The organism is Agrobacterium vitis (assembly GCF_013426735.1).
Taxonomy (GTDB): domain Bacteria; phylum Pseudomonadota; class Alphaproteobacteria; order Rhizobiales; family Rhizobiaceae; genus Allorhizobium; species Allorhizobium vitis_D.
Genome location: NZ_AP023272.1, coordinates 2319715 through 2342704, shown reverse-complemented (window position 1 = coordinate 2342704; position 22990 = coordinate 2319715). Strand labels below are relative to the sequence as shown.

20 protein-coding genes and 5 tRNA genes are annotated in these 22990 nt (G+C 57.1%); 10 read left to right on the top strand and 15 right to left on the bottom strand.

Annotated features, from left to right (window positions below; genetic code table 11):
• The first annotated feature begins 50 nt into the window (after positions 1–50).
• Positions 51–1373, top strand: a complete 1323-nt coding sequence (locus tag H1Y61_RS10770) for a homoserine dehydrogenase (RefSeq protein WP_180572599.1) — start codon at positions 51–53, stop codon at positions 1371–1373.
• Positions 1374–1413: 40 nt separating this feature from the next.
• Positions 1414–3216 carry a single-stranded-DNA-specific exonuclease RecJ gene (recJ, locus tag H1Y61_RS10765; protein WP_180572598.1) on the top strand — a complete coding sequence of 601 codons (1803 nt, stop codon included), beginning with the start codon at positions 1414–1416 and terminating at the stop codon, positions 3214–3216.
• A 103-nt stretch (positions 3217–3319) separates the two neighbouring features.
• Here the strand turns inward: recJ and H1Y61_RS10760 are convergent.
• The 5 genes from H1Y61_RS10760 to gloA form a co-directional block, all read right to left on the bottom strand.
• Positions 3320–3394, bottom strand: a tRNA-Glu gene (locus H1Y61_RS10760).
• A 176-nt stretch (positions 3395–3570) separates the two neighbouring features.
• A tRNA-Glu gene (locus H1Y61_RS10755) sits at positions 3571–3645 on the bottom strand.
• Positions 3646–3858: 213 nt separating this feature from the next.
• Positions 3859–3933, bottom strand: a tRNA-Glu gene (locus tag H1Y61_RS10750).
• 102 nt (positions 3934–4035) lie between these two features.
• Positions 4036–4974 carry a hypothetical protein gene (locus tag H1Y61_RS10745; protein ID WP_180572597.1) on the bottom strand — a complete coding sequence of 313 codons (939 nt, stop codon included), beginning with the start codon at positions 4972–4974 and terminating at the stop codon, positions 4036–4038.
• Between the two features lie 163 nt (positions 4975–5137).
• Complete coding sequence (gloA, locus tag H1Y61_RS10740) at positions 5138–5578, bottom strand: lactoylglutathione lyase (RefSeq protein ID WP_180572596.1); 441 nt, start codon at positions 5576–5578, stop codon at positions 5138–5140.
• A gap of 308 nt (positions 5579–5886) precedes the next feature.
• Here gloA and H1Y61_RS10735 point away from each other — a divergent pair, with 308 nt between their 5' ends.
• From H1Y61_RS10735 to H1Y61_RS10715, 5 genes are all read left to right on the top strand, one after another.
• A complete protein-coding gene (locus H1Y61_RS10735) occupies positions 5887–6465 on the top strand; it encodes a cold-shock protein (RefSeq protein WP_015916056.1) in 579 nt (192 codons plus the stop codon).
• A gap of 25 nt (positions 6466–6490) precedes the next feature.
• Complete coding sequence (locus tag H1Y61_RS10730) at positions 6491–6958, top strand: DUF192 domain-containing protein (RefSeq protein WP_235680687.1); 468 nt, start codon at positions 6491–6493, stop codon at positions 6956–6958.
• Positions 6959–7054: 96 nt separating this feature from the next.
• Positions 7055–7131 (top strand) — tRNA-Pro (locus tag H1Y61_RS10725).
• An 85-nt stretch (positions 7132–7216) separates the two neighbouring features.
• Positions 7217–7522, top strand: a complete 306-nt coding sequence (locus H1Y61_RS10720; RefSeq protein ID WP_015916058.1) for an ETC complex I subunit — start codon at positions 7217–7219, stop codon at positions 7520–7522.
• 43 nt (positions 7523–7565) lie between these two features.
• Positions 7566–7642 (top strand) — tRNA-Arg (locus H1Y61_RS10715).
• A gap of 167 nt (positions 7643–7809) precedes the next feature.
• Here H1Y61_RS10715 and H1Y61_RS10710 read toward each other — a convergent pair.
• The 3 genes from H1Y61_RS10710 to recG all read right to left on the bottom strand — a co-directional run bounded on the left by H1Y61_RS10710 (position 7810) and on the right by recG (position 10632).
• Positions 7810–8049 (bottom strand): hypothetical protein, encoded by a 240-nt coding sequence (locus H1Y61_RS10710; protein ID WP_180572594.1) that lies wholly within the window; start codon positions 8047–8049, stop codon positions 7810–7812.
• 233 nt (positions 8050–8282) lie between these two features.
• Positions 8283–8414: a hypothetical protein gene (locus tag H1Y61_RS26955; protein ID WP_267889558.1), complete on the bottom strand. Its 132-nt coding sequence runs from the start codon at positions 8412–8414 to the stop codon at positions 8283–8285.
• Positions 8415–8526: 112 nt separating this feature from the next.
• A complete protein-coding gene (gene recG / locus H1Y61_RS10705) occupies positions 8527–10632 on the bottom strand; it encodes an ATP-dependent DNA helicase RecG (RefSeq protein WP_180574481.1) in 2106 nt (701 codons plus the stop codon).
• A gap of 411 nt (positions 10633–11043) precedes the next feature.
• On the opposite strand from recG, the gene H1Y61_RS10700 reads away from it, so the two are divergent.
• Both H1Y61_RS10700 and mfd read left to right on the top strand, forming a co-directional pair.
• Complete coding sequence (locus tag H1Y61_RS10700; protein WP_180572593.1) at positions 11044–11391, top strand: FAD assembly factor SdhE; 348 nt, start codon at positions 11044–11046, stop codon at positions 11389–11391.
• Entirely contained in the window at positions 11388–14915 is a 3528-nt protein-coding gene (gene mfd, locus H1Y61_RS10695; RefSeq protein ID WP_180572592.1) for a transcription-repair coupling factor, read from the top strand. The genes H1Y61_RS10700 and mfd overlap by 4 nt, the downstream gene beginning before the upstream one ends.
• 50 nt (positions 14916–14965) lie before the next feature.
• On the opposite strand, the gene H1Y61_RS10690 is transcribed toward mfd, so the two are convergent.
• The 4 genes from H1Y61_RS10690 to H1Y61_RS10675 form a co-directional block, all read right to left on the bottom strand.
• Positions 14966–15736, bottom strand: coding sequence for an alpha/beta hydrolase (locus H1Y61_RS10690; RefSeq protein ID WP_180572591.1), 771 nt, complete (start codon positions 15734–15736; stop codon positions 14966–14968).
• A complete protein-coding gene (locus H1Y61_RS10685; protein WP_174110818.1) occupies positions 15736–16659 on the bottom strand; it encodes a DMT family transporter in 924 nt (307 codons plus the stop codon). Before H1Y61_RS10685 ends, H1Y61_RS10690 begins: the two co-directional genes overlap by 1 nt.
• A 92-nt stretch (positions 16660–16751) precedes the next feature.
• Positions 16752–17423, bottom strand: coding sequence for a DsbA family oxidoreductase (locus tag H1Y61_RS10680; protein WP_180572590.1), 672 nt, complete (start codon positions 17421–17423; stop codon positions 16752–16754).
• Positions 17424–17498: 75 nt separating this feature from the next.
• Complete coding sequence (locus H1Y61_RS10675; RefSeq protein ID WP_409363936.1) at positions 17499–19319, bottom strand: extracellular solute-binding protein; 1821 nt, start codon at positions 19317–19319, stop codon at positions 17499–17501.
• A gap of 350 nt (positions 19320–19669) precedes the next feature.
• Between H1Y61_RS10675 and H1Y61_RS10670 the strand changes: the two genes are divergently transcribed.
• Positions 19670–20305, top strand: a complete 636-nt coding sequence (locus H1Y61_RS10670; protein WP_015916110.1) for an invasion associated locus B family protein — start codon at positions 19670–19672, stop codon at positions 20303–20305.
• 81 nt (positions 20306–20386) lie between these two features.
• On the opposite strand, the gene hspQ is transcribed toward H1Y61_RS10670, so the two are convergent.
• The 3 genes from hspQ to H1Y61_RS10655 all read right to left on the bottom strand — a co-directional run bounded on the left by hspQ (position 20387) and on the right by H1Y61_RS10655 (position 22714).
• Positions 20387–20716, bottom strand: a complete 330-nt coding sequence (hspQ, locus tag H1Y61_RS10665) for a heat shock protein HspQ (RefSeq protein WP_041697996.1) — start codon at positions 20714–20716, stop codon at positions 20387–20389.
• Between the two features lie 188 nt (positions 20717–20904).
• Entirely contained in the window at positions 20905–22314 is a 1410-nt protein-coding gene (gene glnA / locus H1Y61_RS10660; RefSeq protein ID WP_087728247.1) for a type I glutamate--ammonia ligase, read from the bottom strand.
• A 61-nt stretch (positions 22315–22375) separates the two neighbouring features.
• Positions 22376–22714, bottom strand: a complete 339-nt coding sequence (locus H1Y61_RS10655; RefSeq protein ID WP_015916113.1) for a P-II family nitrogen regulator — start codon at positions 22712–22714, stop codon at positions 22376–22378.
• Positions 22715–22990: the final 276 nt, after the last annotated feature.

The window sequence follows — 22990 nt, the reverse complement described above, 5'->3', positions numbered from 1 at the left end:
ATTCGTGGCCGCTCTTTTCCGAATATTGAAAAGCATATCAGGATTGTCTCATGGCTGATGCCCTTAAGATCGGCATTGCGGGTCTCGGAACCGTTGGTGCGTCACTGGCGCGTATTTTGCAAACCCGCACCCAAGCGCTTACCGTCGCCTGCGGTCGGCCCATTGCCATTTCTGCGGTCTCGGCGCGCGACAAGACCCGCGATCGCGGCGTCGATCTTTCCGGTGTCGCCTGGTTCGACAGCCCGGTCGAGATGGCTGAAAAGGCTGATATCGATGTATTCGTCGAGTTGATCGGCGGTGCGGAAGGACCATCCGAACACTCCGTTCGCGCGGCCCTTGGTCGTGGCGTGCATGTGGTCACCGCCAACAAGGCGCTGCTGGCCCGCCATGGTGTGGAACTGGCCAAGCTGGCGGAAGAAAAGGGCCTTTTGATCAACTATGAAGCTGCCGTCGCGGGCGGTATCCCGGTTATCAAGACGCTGCGCGAATCGCTGACCGGAAATGATTTTTCGCGGATCTACGGCATCATGAACGGCACCTGCAATTACATCCTGACCCGGATGGAAAAGGAAGGACTGAGCTTTGCCGATTGCCTGGCGGAAGCCCAGCGTCTCGGCTATGCCGAGGCCGATCCGACCTTCGATATCGAGGGCAATGATACCGCTCACAAGCTGTCGATCCTGACCACGCTGGCCTTCGGCAGCCAAATTGCTGCCGACGAGATCTATCTCGAAGGCATCAGCAATATTTCCATCGATGACATTAACGCCGCCCGCGATCTCGGCTACCGAATCAAGCTGCTTGGCGTGGCGCAAAAGACTGCTACCGGTATCGAACAGCGCGTCCATCCAACCATGGTGCCGCTCGATTCGGTGATTGCCCAGGTCGATGGCGTGACCAATGCGGTGGCGCTGGAATCCGATATTCTTGGTGAATTGCTGATGGTCGGCCCCGGCGCCGGTGGCAATGCCACGGCATCCGCCGTGCTGGGTGACATTACCGATATCGCCAAAAGCCGTCCTGGCGCGCAGATGGTTCCGGTTCTGGGCCGCCCGGCGCATCTGCTTGAGCCCTATGTCCAGGCCGAGATGACCCGGCATGAAGGCGGCTACTTTATCCGCCTGACCGTGGTCGATCGCACCGGTGTTTTCGCCAGCATTGCGACGCAGATGGCGGAAAATAACATTTCGCTCGAATCGATTGTCCAGCACTCCCAGACGTCGTCTGACGCCGACCAAACCAAGACAATCATTCTCGTCACCCACGCTACATTGGAAAAATCCGTGCGCCAGGCCGTTGCCGCCATCAAGGAGGAAGGCTATCTGCTGGGTGAGCCGCAAGTGATCCGCATCGAGCGGCCGAAAACAGCTTAGCTCCTGACTGTGGAGCGGCGATAACCGAGTTGCTTCCTCTATGCTTGAACCCGCCGACCCGATCGAACGCGCTTTTTTGAATGTCGAGACCTCGGTTAGCGGTCAGCGCTGGGTGTCTCGACTGGATCAGGCTGGGTTGAACAGGTCGCTGGCGATTGCGCAGGTGCATGGCATTCCCGATTTGGTGGCGCGGGTTCTGGCCGGGCGGGGCGTGCCGGTTGCCGATGCGCAAGCCTTTCTCGATCCGACCATCCGCGATTTGATGCCCGATCCCTCCAGCCTGACCGATGGTGACAAGGCCGCGGACCGGCTGGTGGCAGCAATCATGCGCTCTGATCGCGTGGCGATTTTTGGCGATTATGATGTCGATGGGGCTGCCTCGTCAGCGCTTTTGTGGCGGTTTCTCGCGCATTTCGGTATTGAGGCCGAAATCTATATTCCTGACCGAATTTTCGAAGGCTATGGCCCGAATGCTGGTGCCATCGGCCAGTTGATCGAGCGCGGCGCGCAATTGATCGTCACGGTGGATTGCGGCTCGACAAGCCACGATGCACTGGAGGAGGCCAGACGCCGAGGCGTGGATGTGGTGGTGATAGACCATCACCAGATGGGCCAGGATTTGCCCGCCTGTCTGGCATTGGTCAATCCCAACAGGAGCGACGATCTGTCAGGGCAGGGCCATCTCTGCGCGGCGGGCGTGGTGTTCATGGTGCTGGTGGGAACGCTGCGCAAGCTGCGTGAGGCTGGTCACGGTGCTGCACGCTCGCTCGATCTGCTGGCCTGGCTGGATCTGGTGGCGCTGGCGACGGTCTGCGATGTCGTGCCGCTGAAGGGGCTGAACCGCGCCTATGTAGTGAAGGGCCTTATTGCTGCTCGTCACCAGCAAAATGCCGGTCTTGCATCCCTTCTGAAGATCGCCGGGATTGGCGGCCCGGTGACGCCCTATCATTTCGGTTTTCTGGTTGGGCCACGAATCAATGCCGGTGGCCGTATCGGCGATGCGGCGCTGGGCAGCCGGTTGCTGACGCTGGACGACGCTGCCGAAGCCGATGAAATTGCCGCCCAACTGGACGACCTGAACCGCCAACGTCAGGCGATGGAAGCGCAGATGCTGGCCGAGGCGGAAGCAGAGGCCATGGCGGAATATGGCACCGGCGAGAATGCCGCCGTGATTCTCACCGCACGGGAGGGCTGGCATCCTGGCATTGTCGGGCTGCTGGCGGCCCGGCTGAAAGAACGTTTCCAGCGACCTGCCTTTGCCATTGCCTTCGATGGATCAGGTAAGGGGACAGGCTCCGGCCGGTCCATTGCCGGTTTCGACATGGGAAAGATGGTGCGTGCGGCGGTGGACAATGGCCTGCTGGTTAAGGGCGGCGGCCATGCGATGGCCGCAGGGCTGACGGTAGAGCGCGGCAATCTCGGCAAGTTGCGGGCGTTTTTTGATGAACAGGCGCAGGAAAAGGTCATGGCGCTTTCCGCCATCAGGGCCTTGAAGATCGATGGTGCGGTTGGCGCATCCGGTGCGACGCTTGCGTTAATCGACCTCCTGGAAACCGCCGGACCCTATGGCTCTGGCCATTCTCAGCCGATCTTCGCCATCCCGGCCCACCGCATTCGCGATTCTCGGCTGATTGGCACCAGCCACGTCAAGGTCACACTGGAAGCGGCGGATGGCAGTCGAATCGACGGCATTGCCTTTCGCGCCAAGGAAACACCACTCGGTGATCTCCTGCTTGGTCGCCGAGGCGACGCCGTGCATGTCGCTGGCTGCCTTGGGGCAGAACTCTGGCAAGGCACGCGTCGTATCCAGATCCGAATTCTGGATGCCGCACCAGCGTTTTGAGCGCGGCGAACAACAGTACGCCAGAGCGGTTCGATTAAGCTGAGAACGCAAATCTCACGCTGGGCTTGGTAACGGTATAAACATCACTATCGGGAAGGGTCAGTGGCACGCCCTAGGGGAGTCGAACCCCTCTTTTCAGAATGAAAATCTGACGTCCTAACCGATAGACGAAGGGCGCGTGCTGTGGGGCTGCTTATAGGCAGGCGGATGATTCATGGCAAGCGAAAAAATGAGCTTTTTCCGTAGGCTCAATGATTTTTTTCATGCGATCTATCAGCTGGATGACCTAAGGTCGCACAGTCTTTTCCGCTTCAATAAGCAGGATGCAGAAACAAATTTTCGAGGGAAACGCAGTGGCACGCCCTAGGGGAGTCGAACCCCTCTTTTCAGAATGAAAATCTGACGTCCTAACCGATAGACGAAGGGCGCGTGTTGCGTGCGGCTCTCTTAGTGCGAACAGACTGGAGCTGCAAGTGAATTTTTCAGCTTTACTGCCGTTTTTTCCTCGGCCTGTGGAGAACCGCGAATGCACGACAGCCTTACATCGAAAGGGCGCTGTAATGTGCGGCGGTCGAATCCAAACATTTCAATCGTTATCTTTGAAACGATCCTAATTTTGGTGCATGTTGGGAAATGAAGCAATGGCACGCCCTAGGGGAGTCGAACCCCTCTTTTCAGAATGAAAATCTGACGTCCTAACCGATAGACGAAGGGCGCGTGCTGTGGCGCCCTTATAATCACGTGTTTGGAGGCTGGCAAGCACTGAAATTCAAAATTTAACGGAAAAATGACAGCCCGAAAAACGAGCCAGTCAGCCCGTCATTTGCGTATTTTGGCGAGGAATTTCTTGATGAAACTGTCCTTCGTCATGCCCTGAGCCCCAGGCGCACCCTCGATTTTTTCCATTTCGGTCACGCCCGCCGAATTGGCCATGCCGGGTGCGGCGGTCGGCAGGCTCGTCTGCAACTGCGCTGGTACCGGTGACATCTGTTGTTGTGGCATGGTAGCCTGTTGCGCCCTTGGCGCCGTACGAACCTTCTTCGGATTTGGGGCGAGACCTGCGAGAATTTCCGCTTTTGAGGCCGGGCGTTGCTTGACAACTTCAGTGGCCGGGGTAGGGACGACCACAGGCTCTATCGGTTGATTGGCCTGCATCTGAGGCTGTGTTTGTGTTTGTGACTGTTCGATCGGCTTTTGTACGCTGTAAACGCTGTTTACCGTGGCCTGGAACGGACGAACAGGCATGTTCGGCGGCACAATACTGTTGGCGGGGCTATTGGCCGATGCAGCGCCTTCATCCGATGGATGGGGTGCGGAATAGAGCCCGGACGAGCTTTGCGATGTAGCCTGCTCCGGTCTGGACTGGTTCATCGCCACGACCTGTTCAGCTGACGGCCCGGAGGAGAGATTGGCGCTGCCATTAGTTCCGGTAGGGCCAGGCACCGTTATTGGCTTGCGATGCCCAGTATTGACGAGGGGATCGCGGTATAGGCCACCCTTATTGGGCTGCGGCGAAACATTGGCTGGATGCGCAGCCGTTTCCACGACATCTGCGTCGCCAATCGCGCCTTGTTCAACGACGGAAGGTGGGGTTTTCGTGGTCGCGCAGCCCGCTAGTAGGGCAAGGCCGAAAACGACGGAAATACTTGTTGACGCTGGCTTGCCATTCGCACCCTTAAAAAGCCTGGGCGCACACTCGAAAAGCATGGAATTGGCAGTCCAAGGCTTTTGCCCGAACAGACGGTTTGGGGACATCATGTCGCTCTCCTTGACGAGACCGCCCGGACCTGTCGATGGGGCGGGCAGTGTCTATGGTTGGAGCGATCGTGACACAATGAGCTTGCGTCAGGCATGATGCCGCCGCGATTACGGCGGCATCGCAGATGAGTGTGTCGCACGGAAAGATGTGCAGCGGGTACGGCTACCAGGTGCCGGTATTGGGCATGGAGAGCCAAGGCTCTGACGGTGCCAATGCGCCATTTTTCTGGAGGATTTCGATGGAAATGCCGTCTGGTGAGCGTACGAACGCCATATGGCCATCGCGAGGCGGGCGGTTGATCGTCACACCATTATCCATCAGCTTCTGGCAGATGGCGTAGATGTCATCCACTTCATAGGCAAGATGGCCGAAATTGCGTCCACCGGCATAGTCTTCCGCATCCCAATTATAGGTCAGTTCGAGACATGGGGCCATGTCCTGGCTGGCTTTGGCCTTGTCTTCGTCGGCGGCAAGGAAAATCAGCGTGAAACGGCCCTTTTCATTGTCGATTCGGCGAACTTCGCTCATGCCGAACAAGTCGCAATAGAATTTCAGGGAAGCATCGACATCCTTGACCCTGACCATTGTGTGAAGATAGCGCATTTTGAAATTCTCCCTGTTGCATGCCGCATATGTCGCCTGCGGGCGACGGCTTCAAGCATTGTCATGGCCGTGCCTGAAAAAAATGACCTCATGAGAGAAAATGACCGGTCCGAAGAAAATTGACTGAATAGACAAAGGGGAAATCGAGGAATCTGCACTCGTCAGTTTCGAACAAGCTACAGGCGCGAAAAAGCAGATGCGAATAACTGAAACTAGGGCTTGCGCAACAGTATTAACAAAATGTTAATCTAGCCTCCGGGAATCAGTAAGCGTTATCCATGTTTGGCGTGTCGAGGGGCGGTTTAGAGATGGCGGATAGAATTTCAGCGAAAGAGTTCGTGGAATTCAGCGGGCTCTCGGAAGAGCCCCTGGATCTTGTCGAGATCACCGGTGTGGTGAAGTGGTTCGACGTTGCCAAGGGTTTTGGCTTTATCGTGCCGGATAATGGCATGCAGGACGTCTTGCTGCATGTGACCTGCCTGCGCCGGGACGGTTACCAGACGATCCTGGAAGGAACGCGGATCGTCGCGCTTATTCATAAGCGCGATCGCGGTTATCAGGCCTTTCGGGTACTGTCGATGGACCAATCGACGGCCACGCATCCCTCACAAATGCCGCCTGTGCGGACCCACGTTCAGGTGACGCCATCGAGTGGGTTGGAGCGGGTGTTGGTCAAGTGGTTCAATCGCACCAAAGGCTTCGGCTTCCTGACACGGGGCGAGGGCACCGAGGACATTTTCGTTCACATGGAAACGCTGCGTCGATTCGGCTTGACAGAATTGCGGCCCGGACAGACAGTGCTGGTACGCTTCGGCAATGGCGACAAAGGCCTGATGGCGGCAGAAATTCACCCGGATAACCCTGCGCCGCATGTTATGGCGCATTGATTGTCCCGTATTGTGAGTGATGGGAATGCTGGTTTTTTCTAGAAGCGCCTTTTGGGCGCTTTTTTTCTATATTGCACTCACGCTATCCCCGGCTCTGGCTGAGCAATTTCTCAAAGGGCCAGCTGTCATTCAGACACCGACCGGTCAGCAGCTTCGTCTGAAGATGGAATACGCGATCTCCGTTGCACAACGCGAGCAGGGCCTGATGGGCCGTACCAAGCTTGGCCCGAATGATGGCATGGTTTTCGATTTTGGCGCCAGCCGCAATGTGGTGATGTGGATGAAAAACACGCCTTTACCGCTGGATATGCTGTTTATTGATGAAAAAGGCGTGGTGACCGGGATTGCAGCGCGTACAAAACCCTATTCCGAGGACTTGATACCTTCGCCGGGTCCGGTTCGCTACGTGATTGAATTGAACGGTGGGCGGACACAGGCGCTTGGGATCGGTCCTGGCAGCATGGTAATACAGGGAATTGCACCCCCTCCATAACGTTGCGAACAAAATCATGGAAAAGACGGTTTTTTTTGAGTTTTTCCTGTTGCGATTAAAGAGTGAACCGTGTATCTCCCCATCATTCGGCGGTCACGGAGTGTAGCGCAGTCTGGTAGCGCATCTGGTTTGGGACCAGAGGGTCGGGAGTTCGAATCTCTCCACTCCGACCATTCTTCCGGCGAATCCTTTCGCTGGAAGATGACGGCGAGGAAGGGAAGAGATATAGTCTCTTCGTTTTCATGAGGAATCGGAATTATGTCCGCTAAGATTTACCGTCCTGCAAAAACAGCCATGCAATCCGGAAAAGCCAAGACCCATCTATGGGTTCTTGAATTCGATGCATCCGAACCTCGGACGATCGACCCGATGATGGGCTATACCAGCTCCGGCGACATGCTCCAGCAGGTCAAGCTGACGTTTGAAACACAGGAATTGGCTGAAGCCTACGCTCAGCGTAATGGAATCGATTACCGCGTCATCCAGCCAAAGGAACCACGCCGCCAGTCGGTTTCCTACACAGACAATTTCCGCTTCAGCCGCCTCCAGCCCTGGACGCATTAATCCCATCTGCTGCTGCCTCTGGCCCGTGATACGGGCCAACACCGGCCCCTTAGCTCAGCTGGATAGAGCACCTGCCTTCTAAGCAGGTTGTCGCAGGTTCGAGTCCTGCAGGGGTCGCCAATCCTCCAGAATTTCGTCATAATCGTTTGAAATATATTGACGATTTGAGTTTGGCATATCGCGGCGCGTTTCTTTGACTTGGATTTCTGGAATGACCAGGTTTCGCGTCCTTAAAAGCGCAAATGACATTCCGATCTTTTGAAAATTTGGTTTGATGCGCTGCTCGATCAGTCTGGAATCAAGTCGGAGATCTGTCCGTGCGATACCAGCAGGCGTGGGTTCGTCATGCTTCCATTTTCCTCATCGATTGTGACTGCGTATGCGGCAACGCCAATGTAGCGATTGGCCATCGCACCAGCAATTTTCTCTGCTGAAGCCACGCTTGAAGCTTGGCGCATATCGCCCGGCACAATACCGGCGCGGTTCTTTTTGAACTGCACGACAATAATTTTTTCAGCGTCAGACATGATACTATCCTCTCTCTTTTGTTCTCTTTATGTTCTTTTTTCGAGAAAAGTCAATGCCGTTTTTTCACGTGTCCATTGAAACGCGGTGAGCAAAATTCTTCGAGATTGGTAGTTGTGGCCAGCCAGTCGCCGCAAACGGATATCGCGGCGACTGGCCAACTTGGGTGAAGGCAACGTATAAATTGCGAAGAACTGGCGTTCGTCCCGCCGGGCTTTGGCTAAGCCTTCCGCACTTATTTCTTTTTTGTCGAGGATTCGCTGTTCTTGACCTGTGAGCCGAGCGTGGGCGCTACGGCTTTATCAACTGTCTTGTCCTTCTTCGGCTTTCGCGTTTCCTTGTTGCCGCGTACCTGACCTTTAGCCATTGTCGTTTCCTCCGTGTTGAGAATGACAGCTAGCCGCGATTGCCGGATGAAAAGCAAGCGAAATCCGACGGATGAGCAGTGCCTCAAAGCTGTTTGCCTACCTTGTCATTCCTCATCCAGCCCGCAAGAACCGGATGGCCTCATCGCGCCGGTGCAGGTAGAGCAATGTGCGCACCGCTTCGCCGCGTGCCGAGGTCAGGTCGGGGTCGCGTTCCAGCAGATAGGCGGCGTCCTTACGGGCGATTTCCAGGAGGTCGGCATGGTGTTCAAGACTGGCGATGCGAAAGCCGGGCGTGCCGGATTGGCGGGTTCCGAGTAGCTCGCCTTCGCCGCGCAGCTTCAGGTCTTCTTCGGCAATCAGGAAGCCGTCCTCGCTGTCGCGCAGTATCGACAGCCGCGCCTTTCCGGTTTCGCCCAGTGGGCCTTTATAAAGAAGGATGCAGGAAGAGGCTTCTGCGCCGCGCCCAACCCGGCCGCGCAACTGGTGTAGTTGCGCAAGGCCGAAGCGTTCGGCATGTTCGATCACCATGATTGTCGCGTCCGGCACGTCTACACCGACTTCCACCACTGTGGTTGCCACCAGCAGCCGTGTTTCACCGCTCTTGAAAGCCAGCATGGCGGCGTCTTTTTCCTCGCCTTTCATGCGGCCATGCACGAGGCCGATGGGGGCCTTGAGGCACATCTTCAGCACCTCGAATCGTTCCTCAACCGACATCAGCTCCGATTCCTCGGTTTCCTCAACCAGCGGGCAGATCCAATAGGCTTTCTTACCGGAAGCAATCGCCGCTTGGAGCCGGTCAACGATATCGCCGACTCGCTCCACCGGCACGGTCACGGTCTGGATCGGTTTGCGGCCCGCCGGTTTTTCGGTGAGCTTGGAGACATCCATATCACCGAAGGCGGCCAGAACCAGCGTGCGCGGAATGGGCGTGGCGGTCATGACCAGCATGTGCGGCGAAACGCCCTTGGCTGTCAGCCGCAGCCGCTGGTGTACACCAAAGCGATGCTGCTCATCGACTACAGCCAGCATGAGATTGTGGTAATTGACCGAATCCTGAAACAGTGCGTGGGTGCCGATAACGATCTGTGCTTGGCCGGATGCTATTCGCTCCAACACCGCTTCACGTTCGCGCCCCTTAGTGCGTCCAGTCAGCACATCGACGGCAATTCCGGCAGCCCCCGCCATTTTTGATAGAGTCGCATGATGCTGGCGCGCCAGAATTTCGGTCGGCGCCATCAGCACGGCCTGGCCGCCGTTTTCCACCACAGCCGCCATTGCCAGCAGCGCCACCAGCGTCTTGCCCGCGCCGACATCGCCCTGGACCAGGCGCAACATGCGGCTGTCGCTTTCCATATCTTTCAAAATATCGGCAACAGCGTCCTTCTGGCTGTTGGTGGGGGTAAAGGGCAGGGCGGCAAGGATTTTTCCGCTCATTTCGCCCGTGGCGCGAACCGGTGTTCCCGCCACCTTGCGCAACCGTTGACGTACCAGTGCCAGAGAGACCTGGCCCGCCAGAAATTCATCATAGGCCAGCCTGCGCCGGGCCGGGGCCTGTGGGTCCACATCCTTTTCATCACGTGGGCTGTGCAATCGCTCAAAACTTGGTTTGACAGCGTCGAACTCCTGTTTTGTCACCAGTGCCGGATCGATCCATTCGGCAAAATCCGGCAGGCGCTCCACCGCGTGGTCGATTGCCTTTTTCAGCACTTTCGGCGAAAGGCCTGCCGTCAGCGGGTAGACCGGTTCGACCAGCGGCATGGTCGCCGCCTCGCTGGCCTTGACCATAAAATCCGGGTGGACCATCGAGGGGCGGCCATTGAACCAGTCGATTTTTCCCGAAACCGTGATGATTTCATCGACCGGCAAGGCTTTTTCCAGCCAATTGCCCTTGGCGCGAAAGAATGTCAGCGCTAATTCACCGGTCTCGTCATGCAGGAAAACCCGGTAGGGCGCGTTGCGATTTTCCTTAGGCGCAGGCGTGTGGCGGTCTACCCGACCCGTCACGGTGACAATGGCACCTTGCGGGGCCCGGGCAATTCCTGGCTGGTTTCGCCGGTCGATCAGGCGATGCGGGCTTAAGAAAAGCAGATCGACGACGCGCGCATCCTCGGCGTCTTCGCGGCCCAACAGGCTCGCCAGCAATTGCGCCAGCTTCGGACCAACGCCCGGCAGGGTGGAAACGGAGGCAAACAGGGGATCGAGCAAGGATGGACGCATGATGGCGGCAAAATGCCGTGTGATGAGGCGCATTGCAAGGCTGACAAGGCAATTGTGAGCGGGTATACAGCATCGGACCGAAAAGTGGCTACCGGTTTTCGGGCATATCCGATGCGATGAGAAAAGCATCGGACTGAAAAGTGGCTACCGGTTTTTCGGTAGGGTGATGTTGTGAGGAAGCACCGGGTTCTCGGCTTTGCCGCCCCCTCATCCGCCTGCCGGCACCTTCTCCCCGATGGGGAGAAGAGGGATGGAGCCGACAGGTGCGGTGCGTTTTCAGTGAGGCGAGGACCGCCGAGCGAAGGCGCGGGAGTGACGAACTGCCTGCTCCGTTATGGCTTGTGAAAACCGGTCTACGAGAAAATTCGATGCGAAGCCAAGAGGTTCAGCATCAACAGGAAGGTGAATGACATGACTGGTCTGGTTCGCAGCAGCGCCGATCTCGATCCCCGCCGCAGGCGTATTCTGTTTCGCTGCTGGCATCGGGGTATCAGGGAGATGGACCTGATGCTTGGCCAGTTTGCCGAAGCCGAAATCAGTGCGCTCAACGATGCTGAGCTGGATGATCTCGAACTGATCATGGCGGAAGAAGACAATGACCTGATCAGCTGGATCAATGGTGCAGCCCCTGTGCCTGTTCATATGCAGATCCCGTTGTTTGATCGCATTGCCGCCACACGACCTGATTTTTCGCCTGTCGATGGTTCGGCCATTGCATTGTCGGCCAGGCCTGACGCGAGTGCTGTGACCGAAAAATGATTTCCCTGTTTGATGCAAAGAAGACGGCAGCGGCTGTGTCCGCTGTCACCCTCTCGCCTGTGCCTGATGGCATGGACGCTTTTCTGGTGGCGGAACTGGCGCGGCAGGGCAGGCCTGTCGCCTATCTTCTGTCGGATTCCAGCCGGATGAACGATATCGAGCAGATGCTCGGCTTCTGCGCGCCGGATATTCCGGTGCTGACCCTACCTGCCTGGGATTGCCTGCCCTATGACCGGGTGTCGCCCAGCGCCGATATTTCCGCCCGCAGGCTCTCGGCGCTGTCGGGTTTGATTGCCCATGCGCGAAAGCCGCATCCGGGCATTGTTCTCGTTACTGCCAATGCCATGCTGCAAAAGCTGGCACCGGCGGATGTTATCGAAAGCCTGTCTTTTTCGGCCCGCCCCGGCAATCAGGTGAAGATGGACGACATTGCCGCCCGCTTGTCGCGCAACGGCTTTGAGCGCGTCGATACCGTGCGCGAAGTTGGTGAATTTGCGGTGCGTGGCGGTATTCTCGATGTGTTCGTGCCGGGCTCTGAAGAGCCAGTGCGGCTGGATTTCTTTGGCGATACGCTGGAAAGCATCCGCAGTTTCGATCCGGCCAGCCAGCGCACCATCGGTCAGGTCCGCTCACTGGACCTCAACCCGATGAGCGAAGTGACATTGACGCCGGAAAGCATCAGCCGGTTTCGCAAGAATTACCTGTCGCTGTTTGGCGCGGCCACCCGCGACGATGCGCTGTACACCGCCGTGTCCGAAGGCCGCCGTTATGCGGGCATGGAACACTGGATGCCGCTGTTTCATGAAAAGCTGGAGACGGTGTTCGATTATCTCACCGATTTCCGGGTGGTGCTCGACCATACGGTGCGCGAATCCGCCGAAGAACGCGGCAAGCTGATCCGCGACTATTACGAGGCGCGGTTAAATAGCGCGACGCCCGGCAAGGGTCATTTGGCGCAGGGCACGCCTTATAAACCGATACCGCCGGAATATCTCTATTTAGGGGCGGCGGAATTTGCCAAGAGGCTTGAAGCGCTGAACCCGATCCGTCTGACACCGTTTGCCGAGCCGGATAGCGAGGGCCGCAAGATTGTCGAACTCTCGGCTCGTTCCGGCCCGCGCTGGGCGAAGCTGGCTGCGCAGGAAAGCAGCGAGACCAAGGCTGATGGCGAGGCGCAACGGGTCAATGTCTTTACCCAGGCAGTAAAATATATTTCCGACAAGCGGGCTTCCGGCTCCAAGGTGCTGATTACCGGTTGGTCGGAAGGTTCGCTCGACCGGCTGTTGCAAGTGTTGAACGAGCACGGGCTGGAACGGCTAAAGCCGGTGTCAGCCCTGAAGGATCTCGATCAGCTTGGCAAGGGTCATGCGGCAACCGCCGTTCTGGCGCTGGAGGGCGGGTTTGAGGCGGGCGAACTCGTGGTGGTCGGCGAGCAGGATATTCTCGGCGACCGCATGGTGCGCCGGTCCAAGCGCCGCAAGCGGGCAGCCGATTTCATTTCCGAAGTGGCCGGGCTGGACGAAGGCTCTATCGTTGTCCATGCGGAGCATGGCATTGGCCGGTTTATCGGATTACGCACCATTCAGGCGGCGGGCAGTCAGCATGCCTGTCTGGAACTGCAATATGCCGATGAGGCCAAGCTGTTCCTGCCGGTCGAGAATATCGAGCTTCTGTCACGCTATGGTTCGGAAGGCAGCGAAGCGCAGCTGGACAAGCTGGGCGGCGGTGCCTGGCAGATGCGCAAGGCCAAGCTGAAAAAACGCCTGCTGGATATGGCAGGCGGGCTGATCCGTATCGCTGCCGAGCGGATGATGCGGTCTGCGCCGGTGCTTGCCACGACTGAAGGCTTCTACGACGAATTTGCCGCCCGGTTCCCCTATGAGGAAACCGAGGACCAGATGAATGCCATCGAGGCGGTGCGCGGCGATCTGGCTGCCGGACGTCCAATGGACCGGCTGATCTGCGGCGATGTCGGCTTCGGCAAGACGGAAGTGGCGCTGCGCGCCGCCTTCGTGGCCGCGATGAACGGTATTCAGGTGGCGGTCGTGGTGCCGACTACGCTTTTGGCGCGCCAGCATTTCAAGACGTTTTCCGAGCGGTTTCGCGGTCTGCCAATCCGCATCCAGCAAGCCTCGCGGCTGGTGGGCACTAAGGAGCTGAACCTGGTCAAGAAGGAAGTGGCCGAGGGCAAGACGGATATTGTCGTCGGCACCCATGCTCTTCTGGGGTCAGGCATTAAATTTGCCAATCTTGGCCTGCTGGTGATTGATGAAGAGCAGCATTTCGGCGTCAAGCACAAGGAACGGCTGAAAGAGTTGAAGAGCGACGTGCATGTGCTGACGCTCTCGGCGACGCCCATTCCGCGCACGTTGCAGCTGGCGATGACCGGGGTGCGCGAATTGTCGCTGATCACCACCCCACCGGTGGACCGTATGGCGGTGCGCACCTTCATTTCGCCCTTCGATCCCTTGGTGATCCGCGAAACGCTGATGCGCGAACATTATCGCGGCGGCCAGAGCTTTTATGTCTGCCCGCGTCTTGCGGATCTTGCCGACATCAAGGCATTTCTGGAATCGGATGTGCCGGAATTGAAAGTGGCGATTGCCCATGGCCAGATGGCGGCGGGCGAGCTGGAAGACATCATGAACGCCTTTTATGAAGGCCGCTATGATGTTCTGCTGTCCACCACCATCGTCGAATCCGGTCTTGATGTGCCGACCGCAAACACTCTCATTGTCCACCGCGCCGATATGTTCGGCCTGGCCCAGCTCTACCAGATCCGTGGCCGGGTCGGTCGCTCCAAGGTGCGGGCCTTCGCGCTGCTGACCCTGCCAGTCAACAAAGTGCTGACAACCAGCGCCGAGCGGCGGCTGAAAGTGCTGCAATCGCTGGATACGCTGGGCGCGGGCTTCCAGCTTGCCAGCCACGATCTCGATATTCGCGGTGCTGGCAATCTGCTGGGCGAGGAACAGTCAGGCCATATCAAGGAAGTCGGCTTTGAGCTTTACCAGCAAATGCTGGAGGAGGCCGTGGCCGAGGTGAAGGGCGAGGACGAGGTCGTCGATAGCGGCTGGTCGCCGCAAATTCAGGTCGGCACCTCGGTGATGATCCCCGACGAATACGTGCCGGACCTGCATCTGCGTCTTGGCCTATACCGCCGCTTGGGCGAATTGACCGAATTGAACGATATCGATGGCTTTGGCGCCGAGTTGATCGACCGGTTCGGGCCGCTGCCAGCGGAAGTGCAGAATCTGTTGAAGGTGGTCTATGTCAAGGCGCTGTGCCGCAAGGCCAATGTCGAAAAGCTGGAAGCCGGTCCGAAGGGCGTCGTGGTTCAGTTCCGCAACAAGCTGTTCCCCAACCCGGCAGCCTTGGTCGGCTTCATCGCCAAACAGGGCAGCATGGCCAAGATCCGTCCAGACCACAGCGTATTCCTGACGCGCGATCTGCCAACGCCTGAAAAACGGCTAGCGGGTGCGGCGACCATCATGGCGCAATTGGCGGAACTGGCCAAGGTGAAGTGAGAGTAGAGGCGGTCCATCGACCGCCTCCAGACTACTTTCCCGAACAGAGTCTATTTCAACCGCTCGGCAAGAAAATGGGCAGCCCGTTCGTGGGCTTGTTTCGCCAGCGATGTTTCTGGTTTCAGAAAAAAGTCATGGCTTCCGCCATCAAATATTGAGAGTTCAGTCTCGGTTCCTACGGATTTGGCCTGTTCTGATAATGCTCTTGCCATCGAGACAGGAAATACACGGTCTTCGCTCCCCCAGACGACCAGGAGGGGAGGAGCCGTGCGAACGGATTGAGAATAACCAGCGGGAAAGCCACCGTCCACGAGCACCAGGGCATTGGCAGCTTGCCGGTTTACCGTTGCGGTGATGGCGATTTGCGCGCCCAGCGAAATTCCGAGAACGCCGATTTTCCGGTCCTCTGGAGATTGTCTCTTGAGAAACAGTAGAACATCCCGGACAGCAGGGCTCCATCGGGCCATGTGGCTTGTGTAATATTGGATGCGGCCTGCCGCACCCTTCGCATGGCCAATGGCAGTCAAATCTGCGTCTGAAACGGCATGAACCAGATAGGCATCAAGCCCTGCCTTATCGAGACTTTGAGCAAGATCGTCATAGGCTGCTGATCGAAAGCCTTTGCTACCGCTCAGGATGATAACGGCTGGGCGCTTCTGAGGTGCGCGCCTTTCGAACGTCTCTATTGCGATGTCGCCCTGCGTGGTCTTGACTATTACCGTTTGACGGGCGTTTGCCCGTGTCGGGGTGCAAGAGATGAAAGCCAGACAAAATACCGTCGTGGCCAGCAGAAAAGCGGTAGAACGAGAGCAATGCAGCATTACTCGTCTTCCACCGCCAGGCTGGCCTGCGGGCCGGAGGCGACGGCGGGTGGGAGGGGGACGCCCTTGGTTCTCTCCCGCATCAGGGTAATCAGGCCGGAGCCGATGATCAGGGTGATGCCGACCAGCATGGGTAGATCGACATGGTCGCCGAAGATCAGGTAGCCAAACAGAATGGCCCAGAGCATCTGGCTATATTGTGCAGGTCCCAGCACGGCCGCAGGCGCAAAGCGGGTCGCCAGCATCATCAGCACGGTGGCAAGGGCGGCAAACAGGCCGTAGCTGAGCAGCAAAAGCCAGTCCGTTCCCTGCGGCCAGGAAAAGGCGGGCAGCATGGCAATACCGGAAATGATGATGGTGCCGAAGGCACCGGCGCCGTAGAGCGATGTGGATTTTTCACGCGGGCCGATGGCGCGGTAGACGACGATGGAAATCGCCCCGCCCAACCCGCCGATGACCGCGCCGAGATGGCCGATCGATAGTTCTCTGAAACCCGGACGCAGCACCACCAGCACACCGATAAAGCCGATGATGACGGCGCTCCAGCGACGCATGCCGACCTGTTCCTTGAGGAACACCACCGACATGATGGTGACGAAGCAGGGCAAAAGGAAAATCAGGCAGAAGGCCTCGGCCATCGACAGATGCGTGAAGGCTGTCACCGCCCCAATGGCACTGGTGCCTGACGCGACGAACCGCAGCAGCCAGAGCTTCAGGTTTGAGGTCCTGAACACATCCGTCAGCGAATCGCCGCGCTTCAGCAGAAAGGGCAGGGCAGCCAGACCGAACAGCGATCCGAAGAAGGCTGATTCGAACGGACTGATTCGTCCTTCAACGAGTTTGACCGATGCATCACTAATGGCGAAGGCCGCAAAGGCCGCAAAAGCGAGCGCAAGGCCGCGAGGTGTCGTATCGGAGGTCACGAGCGGGTCGTCCTGGAGTTTGGCCGGGGAAAACCGTCATCAGGTTTTCACCGGCAGGGGCCTCTCGTGAGTATGGCCGATATTGCGTTGCGTCAATTCAGTTTCGACTGTTCGACTGCCTTTTCAGCGGCGATGTCGCGCAGGGCATTGGCCAGAACGTCGGTCGGCTGGGCGCCACTCACGGCATATTTCTGGTCGATGATGAAGAAAGGCACACCATTGACGCCCATTTTTTGGGCGGCGTCGATTTCATCGATGACCATGTCCTTATCGGCATCGCCAGCCAGCAGGGCCTGCATGACCTTGCGGTCCAGCCCGGCGTTCTGGGCAATATCCAGCAGGACGGCATGGTCGCCGAGATTGCGGCCATCCTCGAAAAATGTCTTGAACAGGCCTGAGACCACAGCACCCTGCGCTTCACGGCTTTCCAGTCCTGCCCAATGGATCAGCCGATGCGCGTCCAGCGTATTGGGACCGATCTTGATGGCTTCGAAATTGAAGGCAATACCAACCTCGCGGCCAAGCTCAGCCAATTGCTGATGGCCGCGCTCGAGGTTTTCCTTGCCGCCAAATTTTTTGGCCAGTTCGGTCTGCTGATCAACGCCTTCGGGTGGATAGTCCGGATTGAGCCGGTAGGGGCGCCAGTTGACGTCGATACTAACAGTGTCCTGCACCTCGGCAATGGCCAGATCCAGCCGGGCCTTGCCCAGATAGCACCACGGGCAGACGACATCGGACACGAGATCGATGGTAATGCGTTGCATGAAAGGGTCTCCATCGGTATGCGGCAGCGATGACACGCCGCAGATCCGTGCGCAATCAGCGCACGGTGGTTGAATTCATTGCGCCCTGGCATCCCACCAGGTGGGGAGTTGATAGCCCAGCATCGGCACTTGGTCCGGCCTTGCGATGCGCTTCCAGCGCGCCAGCCATTGCTCACCATTATAATAGAGTGGCACCACGTAATGCCCGGCTACCAGCAGGCGATCCAGGGCCCGGACGCTGGCCTGATAGTCCTCCAGGCCTCTGGCATTGACCATGGTGTTCAGCACGCGGTCGATATCCGGATTGGCAACACCGGCATAATTGAAACTGCTTTGCCGATCCCGGGCAACGGAGCCCCAGCGGTTGAATTGTTCGATACCGGGAGCCAGCGTCGAAGGATAGGCCATGACGACCATGTCATAATCGAAGCTGTTTGAGCGCGCCTGATATTGCGCGTCATCCACCGTGCGGATGGTCATGCCGATGCCGATCAGCCTTAGGGTACGCTGATAGGCAAGCGCCATTTTCTCCTGGCCGGCATTCTGGGTCATGACCTCGAAAGATAGTGGCTTGCCCTGGGCATCGACCATTTTTCCATCATTGATCGAATATCCAGCCTGGCTGAGCAACGCGACGGCCTGGCGCAGAATATTACGGTCGGCGCCCGAACCATCGGAAATCGGCAATGTATAGGTGCCCGCCAGGATTTCCGGGGCAATCGTGTTGCGCGCATTGCCGAGAATTGCCAGTTCGCGGTCGTCGGCGGCATGGCCAAAGGCGCCGAGCGGCGAATTCTGCCAGTAACTCTGGATTCGCTTGAACGCATTGCCGTAGATGTTTTTGTTGACCCACTCGAAGTCGAAGGCGAGCGTCAGCGCCTCGCGCACCTTCACATCGGCAAAGATCGGGCGGCGGGTGTTGAACACGAATCCCAGCATGCCCGTCGGTTTTTGCGGGGTAAAGGTCTCGCGCACAACATCGCCATTCACGGCTGCCGGAAAATTATAAGCCCGCAGCCAATGAGCCGAATCACCATCAGGATAAAGATCGATCTCGCCCTTCTTGAAGGCTTCGAACAGGGTGCTGTCCTGCAAAAAATAGGTGACGCTGACTTCGTCGTAATTATCGAAACCCACCTTCGAGGGAAGATCCTTGCCCCAATAATTCGGGTCGCGCTGATAGGTAATCCGCTCGCCGGGGCGAATATCCTTGATCTTATAAGGGCCGGAGCCAACAGGCACATTCAGCGACGACTGTTCGAAAAGGTCCGGGTCGATGGCATGCTTCGGCAGGATCGGTGTTGCATAAGCCAGAAGCAGTGGAATTTCCCGGTCCGCCTTGTCATTGAAGGTGAAGCGGACACTATGCTCGCCAACCTTTTCCATCTTGGCAACGCCGTTCAACCGCTTGTCGAAAGGCGCACGGCCTTTCTGCTGGAGGATCTGGAGCGTGAAAATCACGTCATCCGGCGTCACTGGCTGGCCATCGTGCCAGCGGGCCTTGGGGTTGAGGTTGAACTGGATGAAGCTGCGGGCATCGTCCCACTCGACGCTTTGCGCCAGAAGACCGTAGAGCGTATAGGGCTCACCGGCGGAGCGTGTCATCAGCGTTTCGTAGAACAGGTTGCCGTATTCCGGGTCCCAGATGCCGCGCGCCGTTGTGCGCATGCCCTTGATGACAAAGGGGTTGAAGCTGTCGAACGTGCCGACCACGCCGTAGGAAATCCGGCCACCCTTTTTCACGTCAGGGTTGACGTAAGGCATGTGCTTGTAATCGGCGGGCAGGGTGGGCTTGCCATACATGGATATGGCATTGACGGGCTCGGCCAAGGTAGCCGATGCGGCAAACACGCCGCAGAACGGCAAGACCAGCAGGGTCGACAAAAGACGCCGCAAACCATTTCCTCTCGAGATCACTATTTTAAATTTCGCGGCAAATTATCACGAACTGCCGGAAAGCCAACCGCTATGGCACAATTCCTGCTATGGAAGCGCCATGTAAGTGACTGGGTGAAATTGTCCAGTAAAACAAATGTCGCGCGGGCTCAATCGTTCCACAAATTGGATCCATCTCTCCCAAACACCAAAGAAGCACTGGATATTCGCAGCGATGCGCTGTAACAGGATCACCACACACATCGGGTCATCTATTTGCCTCATTTAAAACCCAGGGGATGAACGAATAGGCCGATCTAATCGGGTGAGAACTTCGGTTCGACAAAAGTTTTCAGGAGACGGATCTCGTTATGACGTTTACAGCAGCCAAAACCGCGCGTGCGGCACTCTCCGCTCTCGTTCTCTCCACTGGCTTTGCTGGCGCATCCTTTGCCCAGCAGCAGCCCGCTGGCGATGCCGGCTTGCCGCCGCAGGGTTGGTTCAAGACCTGCGCCAAGCAGGAAGACAACGATATCTGCACGGTGCAGAACATTCAGGTCGCGCAGAACCGCCAGATGATTATCGCCGTGGCGATCATTTCCATCGAAGGCAAGATGAACCGCAAGCTGATGCAGGTTTCCGTGCCTTCCGCACGGCTCGTCCCTCCGGGCGTCGTTTTGCAGATCGATGGCGGCAAGGGCCAGAAGATCGATTACGCCGTCTGCTTCCCGGACCGTTGCACAGCTGAAATTCCGCTGACGGACGCGATGATTGCCAGCCTGAAGAAGGGCCATGACGTGGTGTTCACGTCGATGAACTTCCGCCGCGTTCCAAACCCGATCAAGATTTCGCTGGATGGCTTTACCGGTTCCTACGATGGCCCGGCTATCACCCAGTCCCAGGCGCAGGAGCGCCAGCGTCTGCTGGAAGAAGCCATGCAGAAGAAGAACGAAGAATCGCAGAAGGCCCTGGAAGACGCCCAGAAGGCCGCCAAGGAAACCAAATAATCGGTTGTTCCCTTGCTTCATTGAAAAAGCCCCGGTCGCTAAACGACCGGGGCTTTTTTTATAGGAAATAATGTCAGCCGATCAGTGAGCCAAATTCATCCGCGGCTTGTAATGACCGGCCTGCTCTTCCACGAAGATCTGGTTGATATGCGGATTGCGCAGCGGTTCGCCGCTTTCGTCTGTCTCCAGATTTTGCTCGGAGACGTAGGCGACGTATTCCGTCTCGGCATTTTCAGCCAGCAGGTGATAGAAGGGCTGATCCTTGCTGGGCCGCAATTCTGCGGGGATCGCGTTCCACCATTCTTCCGTATTGGCGAATTCCGGATCGACGTCGAAAACGACGCCGCGAAACGGAAATACCTTGTGACGAACAATGTCACCGATTCCAAACTTTGCGTTGCGTTGTTTCATGGCTTTGTTTCCTTTCGTCAAATATTTGGGAAACGGGACAACGAACATCAAGGGCCTCGACATGGTTTTGTCACAAAACGGCTGAGGCATGGCCGCCCGGTTTATCGAGATGTGCAATTACAAAAAATACCAATGATACTGCAATAAAAAAGCCGGCAGGGTTGCTGCCGGCTTTGGTGTCGATCGGATCAGACCGAGTAGTACATGTCGTATTCCACCGGATGAGGCGTCATGTCGTAACGCATGACCTCCTGCATCTTGATATCGATGAAGGCATCGATCTGGTCGTCGTCGAAGACGCCGCCTGCTGTCAGGAACTTGCGATCCTTGTCGAGGCTTTCCAGCGCTTCGCGCAACGAGGCGCAAACCGTTGGGATCTTCTTCAATTCCTTCGGCGGCAGGTCGTAGAGATCCTTGTCCATGGCCTTGCCAGGATGGATCTTGTTCTTGATGCCATCGAGACCAGCCATCAGCATGGCGGCAAAACCGAGATAGGGGTTGGCGGTCGGGTCAGGGAAGCGGACTTCGACGCGCTTTGCCTTCGGGTTGGAGCCGAATGGAATGCGGCAGGAGGCGGAACGGTTGCGGGCGGAATAGGCCAGCAGAACCGGTGCTTCATAGCCAGGTACCAGGCGCTTGTAGGAATTGGTCGAGGGGTTGGTGAAGGCATTCAGTGCCTTGGCATGCTTGATGATGCCGCCGATGTAATAGAGGCAGCTTTCCGACAGACCGGCATATTCGTCACCGGCGAAGGTCGGCTTGCCATCTTTCCAGATCGACTGATGCACGTGCATGCCCGAGCCGTTGTCGCCAAAGATCGGCTTCGGCATGAAGGTTGCAGTTTTGCCATAGGCATTGGCAACCTGATGCACGACATATTTGTAGATCTGCATCTTGTCGGCATTGCGCACCAGCGTGTCGAACTTGATGCCAAGCTCATGCTGGGCCGCAGCCACTTCATGGTGATGCTTTTCGACGACAACGCCCATTTCGGAGAGCACGGTCAGCATTTCCGAGCGCATATCCTGGCAGCTGTCGATTGGCGGAACCGGGAAATAACCGCCCTTGACGCGCGGACGGTGCCCGAGATTGCCGGTTTCATAATCGGTATCGTCGTTGGACGGCAATTCGGTGGAATCGAGCTTGAAGCCGGTATTGTAAGGATCGGCCTTGTATTTCACGTCATCGAAAATGAAGAATTCAGCTTCTGGGCCAAAAAATGCCGTGTCGCCGATGCCAGAGGCCTTGAGATAGGCTTCCGCCTTCTTGGCCGTGCCGCGCGGATCGCGGTTATAGGCTTCACCGGAAACCGGATCGAGAATGTCGCAGAGAATGACCATGGTCGATTGCGCGAAGAACGGGTCCATATGCACCGTTTCCACGTCCGGCATCAGTACCATGTCGGATTCGTTGATCGCCTTCCAGCCGGCGATGGAGGAGCCGTCGAACATGACGCCATCGGCGAACATGTCTTCATCGACACAGACGATGTCCATAGTGACATGCTGCAACTTGCCCTTGGGGTCGGTGAACCTGAGATCGACAAATTTTACGTCGTTGTCTTTGATTTGTTTAAGAATATCCTGTGCGGTCGTCATTAGGTTTGTTCCTCGATTTGATGACGATTATAAGACCCGACCTCCCTCAGCCGGGCCGCATTCAAATGGCGTCGACGCCGGTTTCGCCGGTTCTGATCCGGACGACTTCCTCGACGTTGGAAACGAAAATCTTTCCATCGCCAATGCGCCCCGTTTGCGCGGCATTGCGGATCGCGTCGATGACGGCCTCGACGTTTTCATCGGCCAGCACGACTTCCACCTTCACTTTCGGCAGGAAGTCGACCACATATTCGGCCCCCCGATACAGTTCCGTATGGCCCTTTTGCCGCCCAAATCCCTTGGCTTCCGTGACCGTTATGCCTTGCAATCCTACTTCCTGAAGGGCTTCCTTCACTTCGTCCAGCTTGAAAGGCTTTATGATCGCTTCGATCTTTTTCATGAGAAAATTTCTCTCCGCTTCCCTCATTGATGCAGGTAACACCTGTTTGCCCTGCGTTGATGCACTTACCGTGCCAATTTGGTCCGCGAATTGCGAAAAAAACAGAAAATCACCCGCATTGCCGAAACAGTTTTGCCTAAACCCGGGCAAAACACCAGAGCTAAGTGCCTATTTTTTGTGAGAATTAGTCAGATTGAATTTTTTGCTGATTTTATGAATTGCGCAGATTTTTTGCATAAGTTCATGCTATTTCGATAGGCATATGCACAATAAATA

Bases quoted from the DNA above. Each gene is read 5' to 3' on its own strand.
- recJ (WP_180572598.1), top strand. From the start codon at position 1,414: ATGCTTGAACCCGCCGACCCGATCGAACGCGCTTTTTTGAATGTCGAG.
- H1Y61_RS10710 (WP_180572594.1), bottom strand. From the start codon at position 8,049: ATGTCTGACGCTGAAAAAATTATTGTCGTGCAGTTCAAAAAGAACCGC.
- H1Y61_RS10730 (WP_235680687.1), top strand. From the start codon at position 6,491: ATGCTGGTTTTTTCTAGAAGCGCCTTTTGGGCGCTTTTTTTCTATATT.
- H1Y61_RS10680 (WP_180572590.1), bottom strand. From the start codon at position 17,423: ATGCAACGCATTACCATCGATCTCGTGTCCGATGTCGTCTGCCCGTGG.
- H1Y61_RS10745 (WP_180572597.1), bottom strand. From the start codon at position 4,974: ATGATGTCCCCAAACCGTCTGTTCGGGCAAAAGCCTTGGACTGCCAAT.
- glnA (WP_087728247.1), bottom strand. From the start codon at position 22,314: ATGACGACCGCACAGGATATTCTTAAACAAATCAAAGACAACGACGTA.
- H1Y61_RS10670 (WP_015916110.1), top strand. From the start codon at position 19,670: ATGACGTTTACAGCAGCCAAAACCGCGCGTGCGGCACTCTCCGCTCTC.
- H1Y61_RS26955 (WP_267889558.1), bottom strand. From the start codon at position 8,414: ATGGCTAAAGGTCAGGTACGCGGCAACAAGGAAACGCGAAAGCCGAAG.
- H1Y61_RS10690 (WP_180572591.1), bottom strand. From the start codon at position 15,736: ATGCTGCATTGCTCTCGTTCTACCGCTTTTCTGCTGGCCACGACGGTA.
- H1Y61_RS10720 (WP_015916058.1), top strand. From the start codon at position 7,217: ATGTCCGCTAAGATTTACCGTCCTGCAAAAACAGCCATGCAATCCGGA.
- H1Y61_RS10735 (WP_015916056.1), top strand. From the start codon at position 5,887: ATGGCGGATAGAATTTCAGCGAAAGAGTTCGTGGAATTCAGCGGGCTC.
- recG (WP_180574481.1), bottom strand. From the start codon at position 10,632: ATGCGTCCATCCTTGCTCGATCCCCTGTTTGCCTCCGTTTCCACCCTG.
- H1Y61_RS10700 (WP_180572593.1), top strand. From the start codon at position 11,044: ATGACTGGTCTGGTTCGCAGCAGCGCCGATCTCGATCCCCGCCGCAGG.
- H1Y61_RS10770 (WP_180572599.1), top strand. From the start codon at position 51: ATGGCTGATGCCCTTAAGATCGGCATTGCGGGTCTCGGAACCGTTGGT.
- mfd (WP_180572592.1), top strand. From the start codon at position 11,388: ATGATTTCCCTGTTTGATGCAAAGAAGACGGCAGCGGCTGTGTCCGCT.
- H1Y61_RS10655 (WP_015916113.1), bottom strand. From the start codon at position 22,714: ATGAAAAAGATCGAAGCGATCATAAAGCCTTTCAAGCTGGACGAAGTG.
- gloA (WP_180572596.1), bottom strand. From the start codon at position 5,578: ATGCGCTATCTTCACACAATGGTCAGGGTCAAGGATGTCGATGCTTCC.
- hspQ (WP_041697996.1), bottom strand. From the start codon at position 20,716: ATGAAACAACGCAACGCAAAGTTTGGAATCGGTGACATTGTTCGTCAC.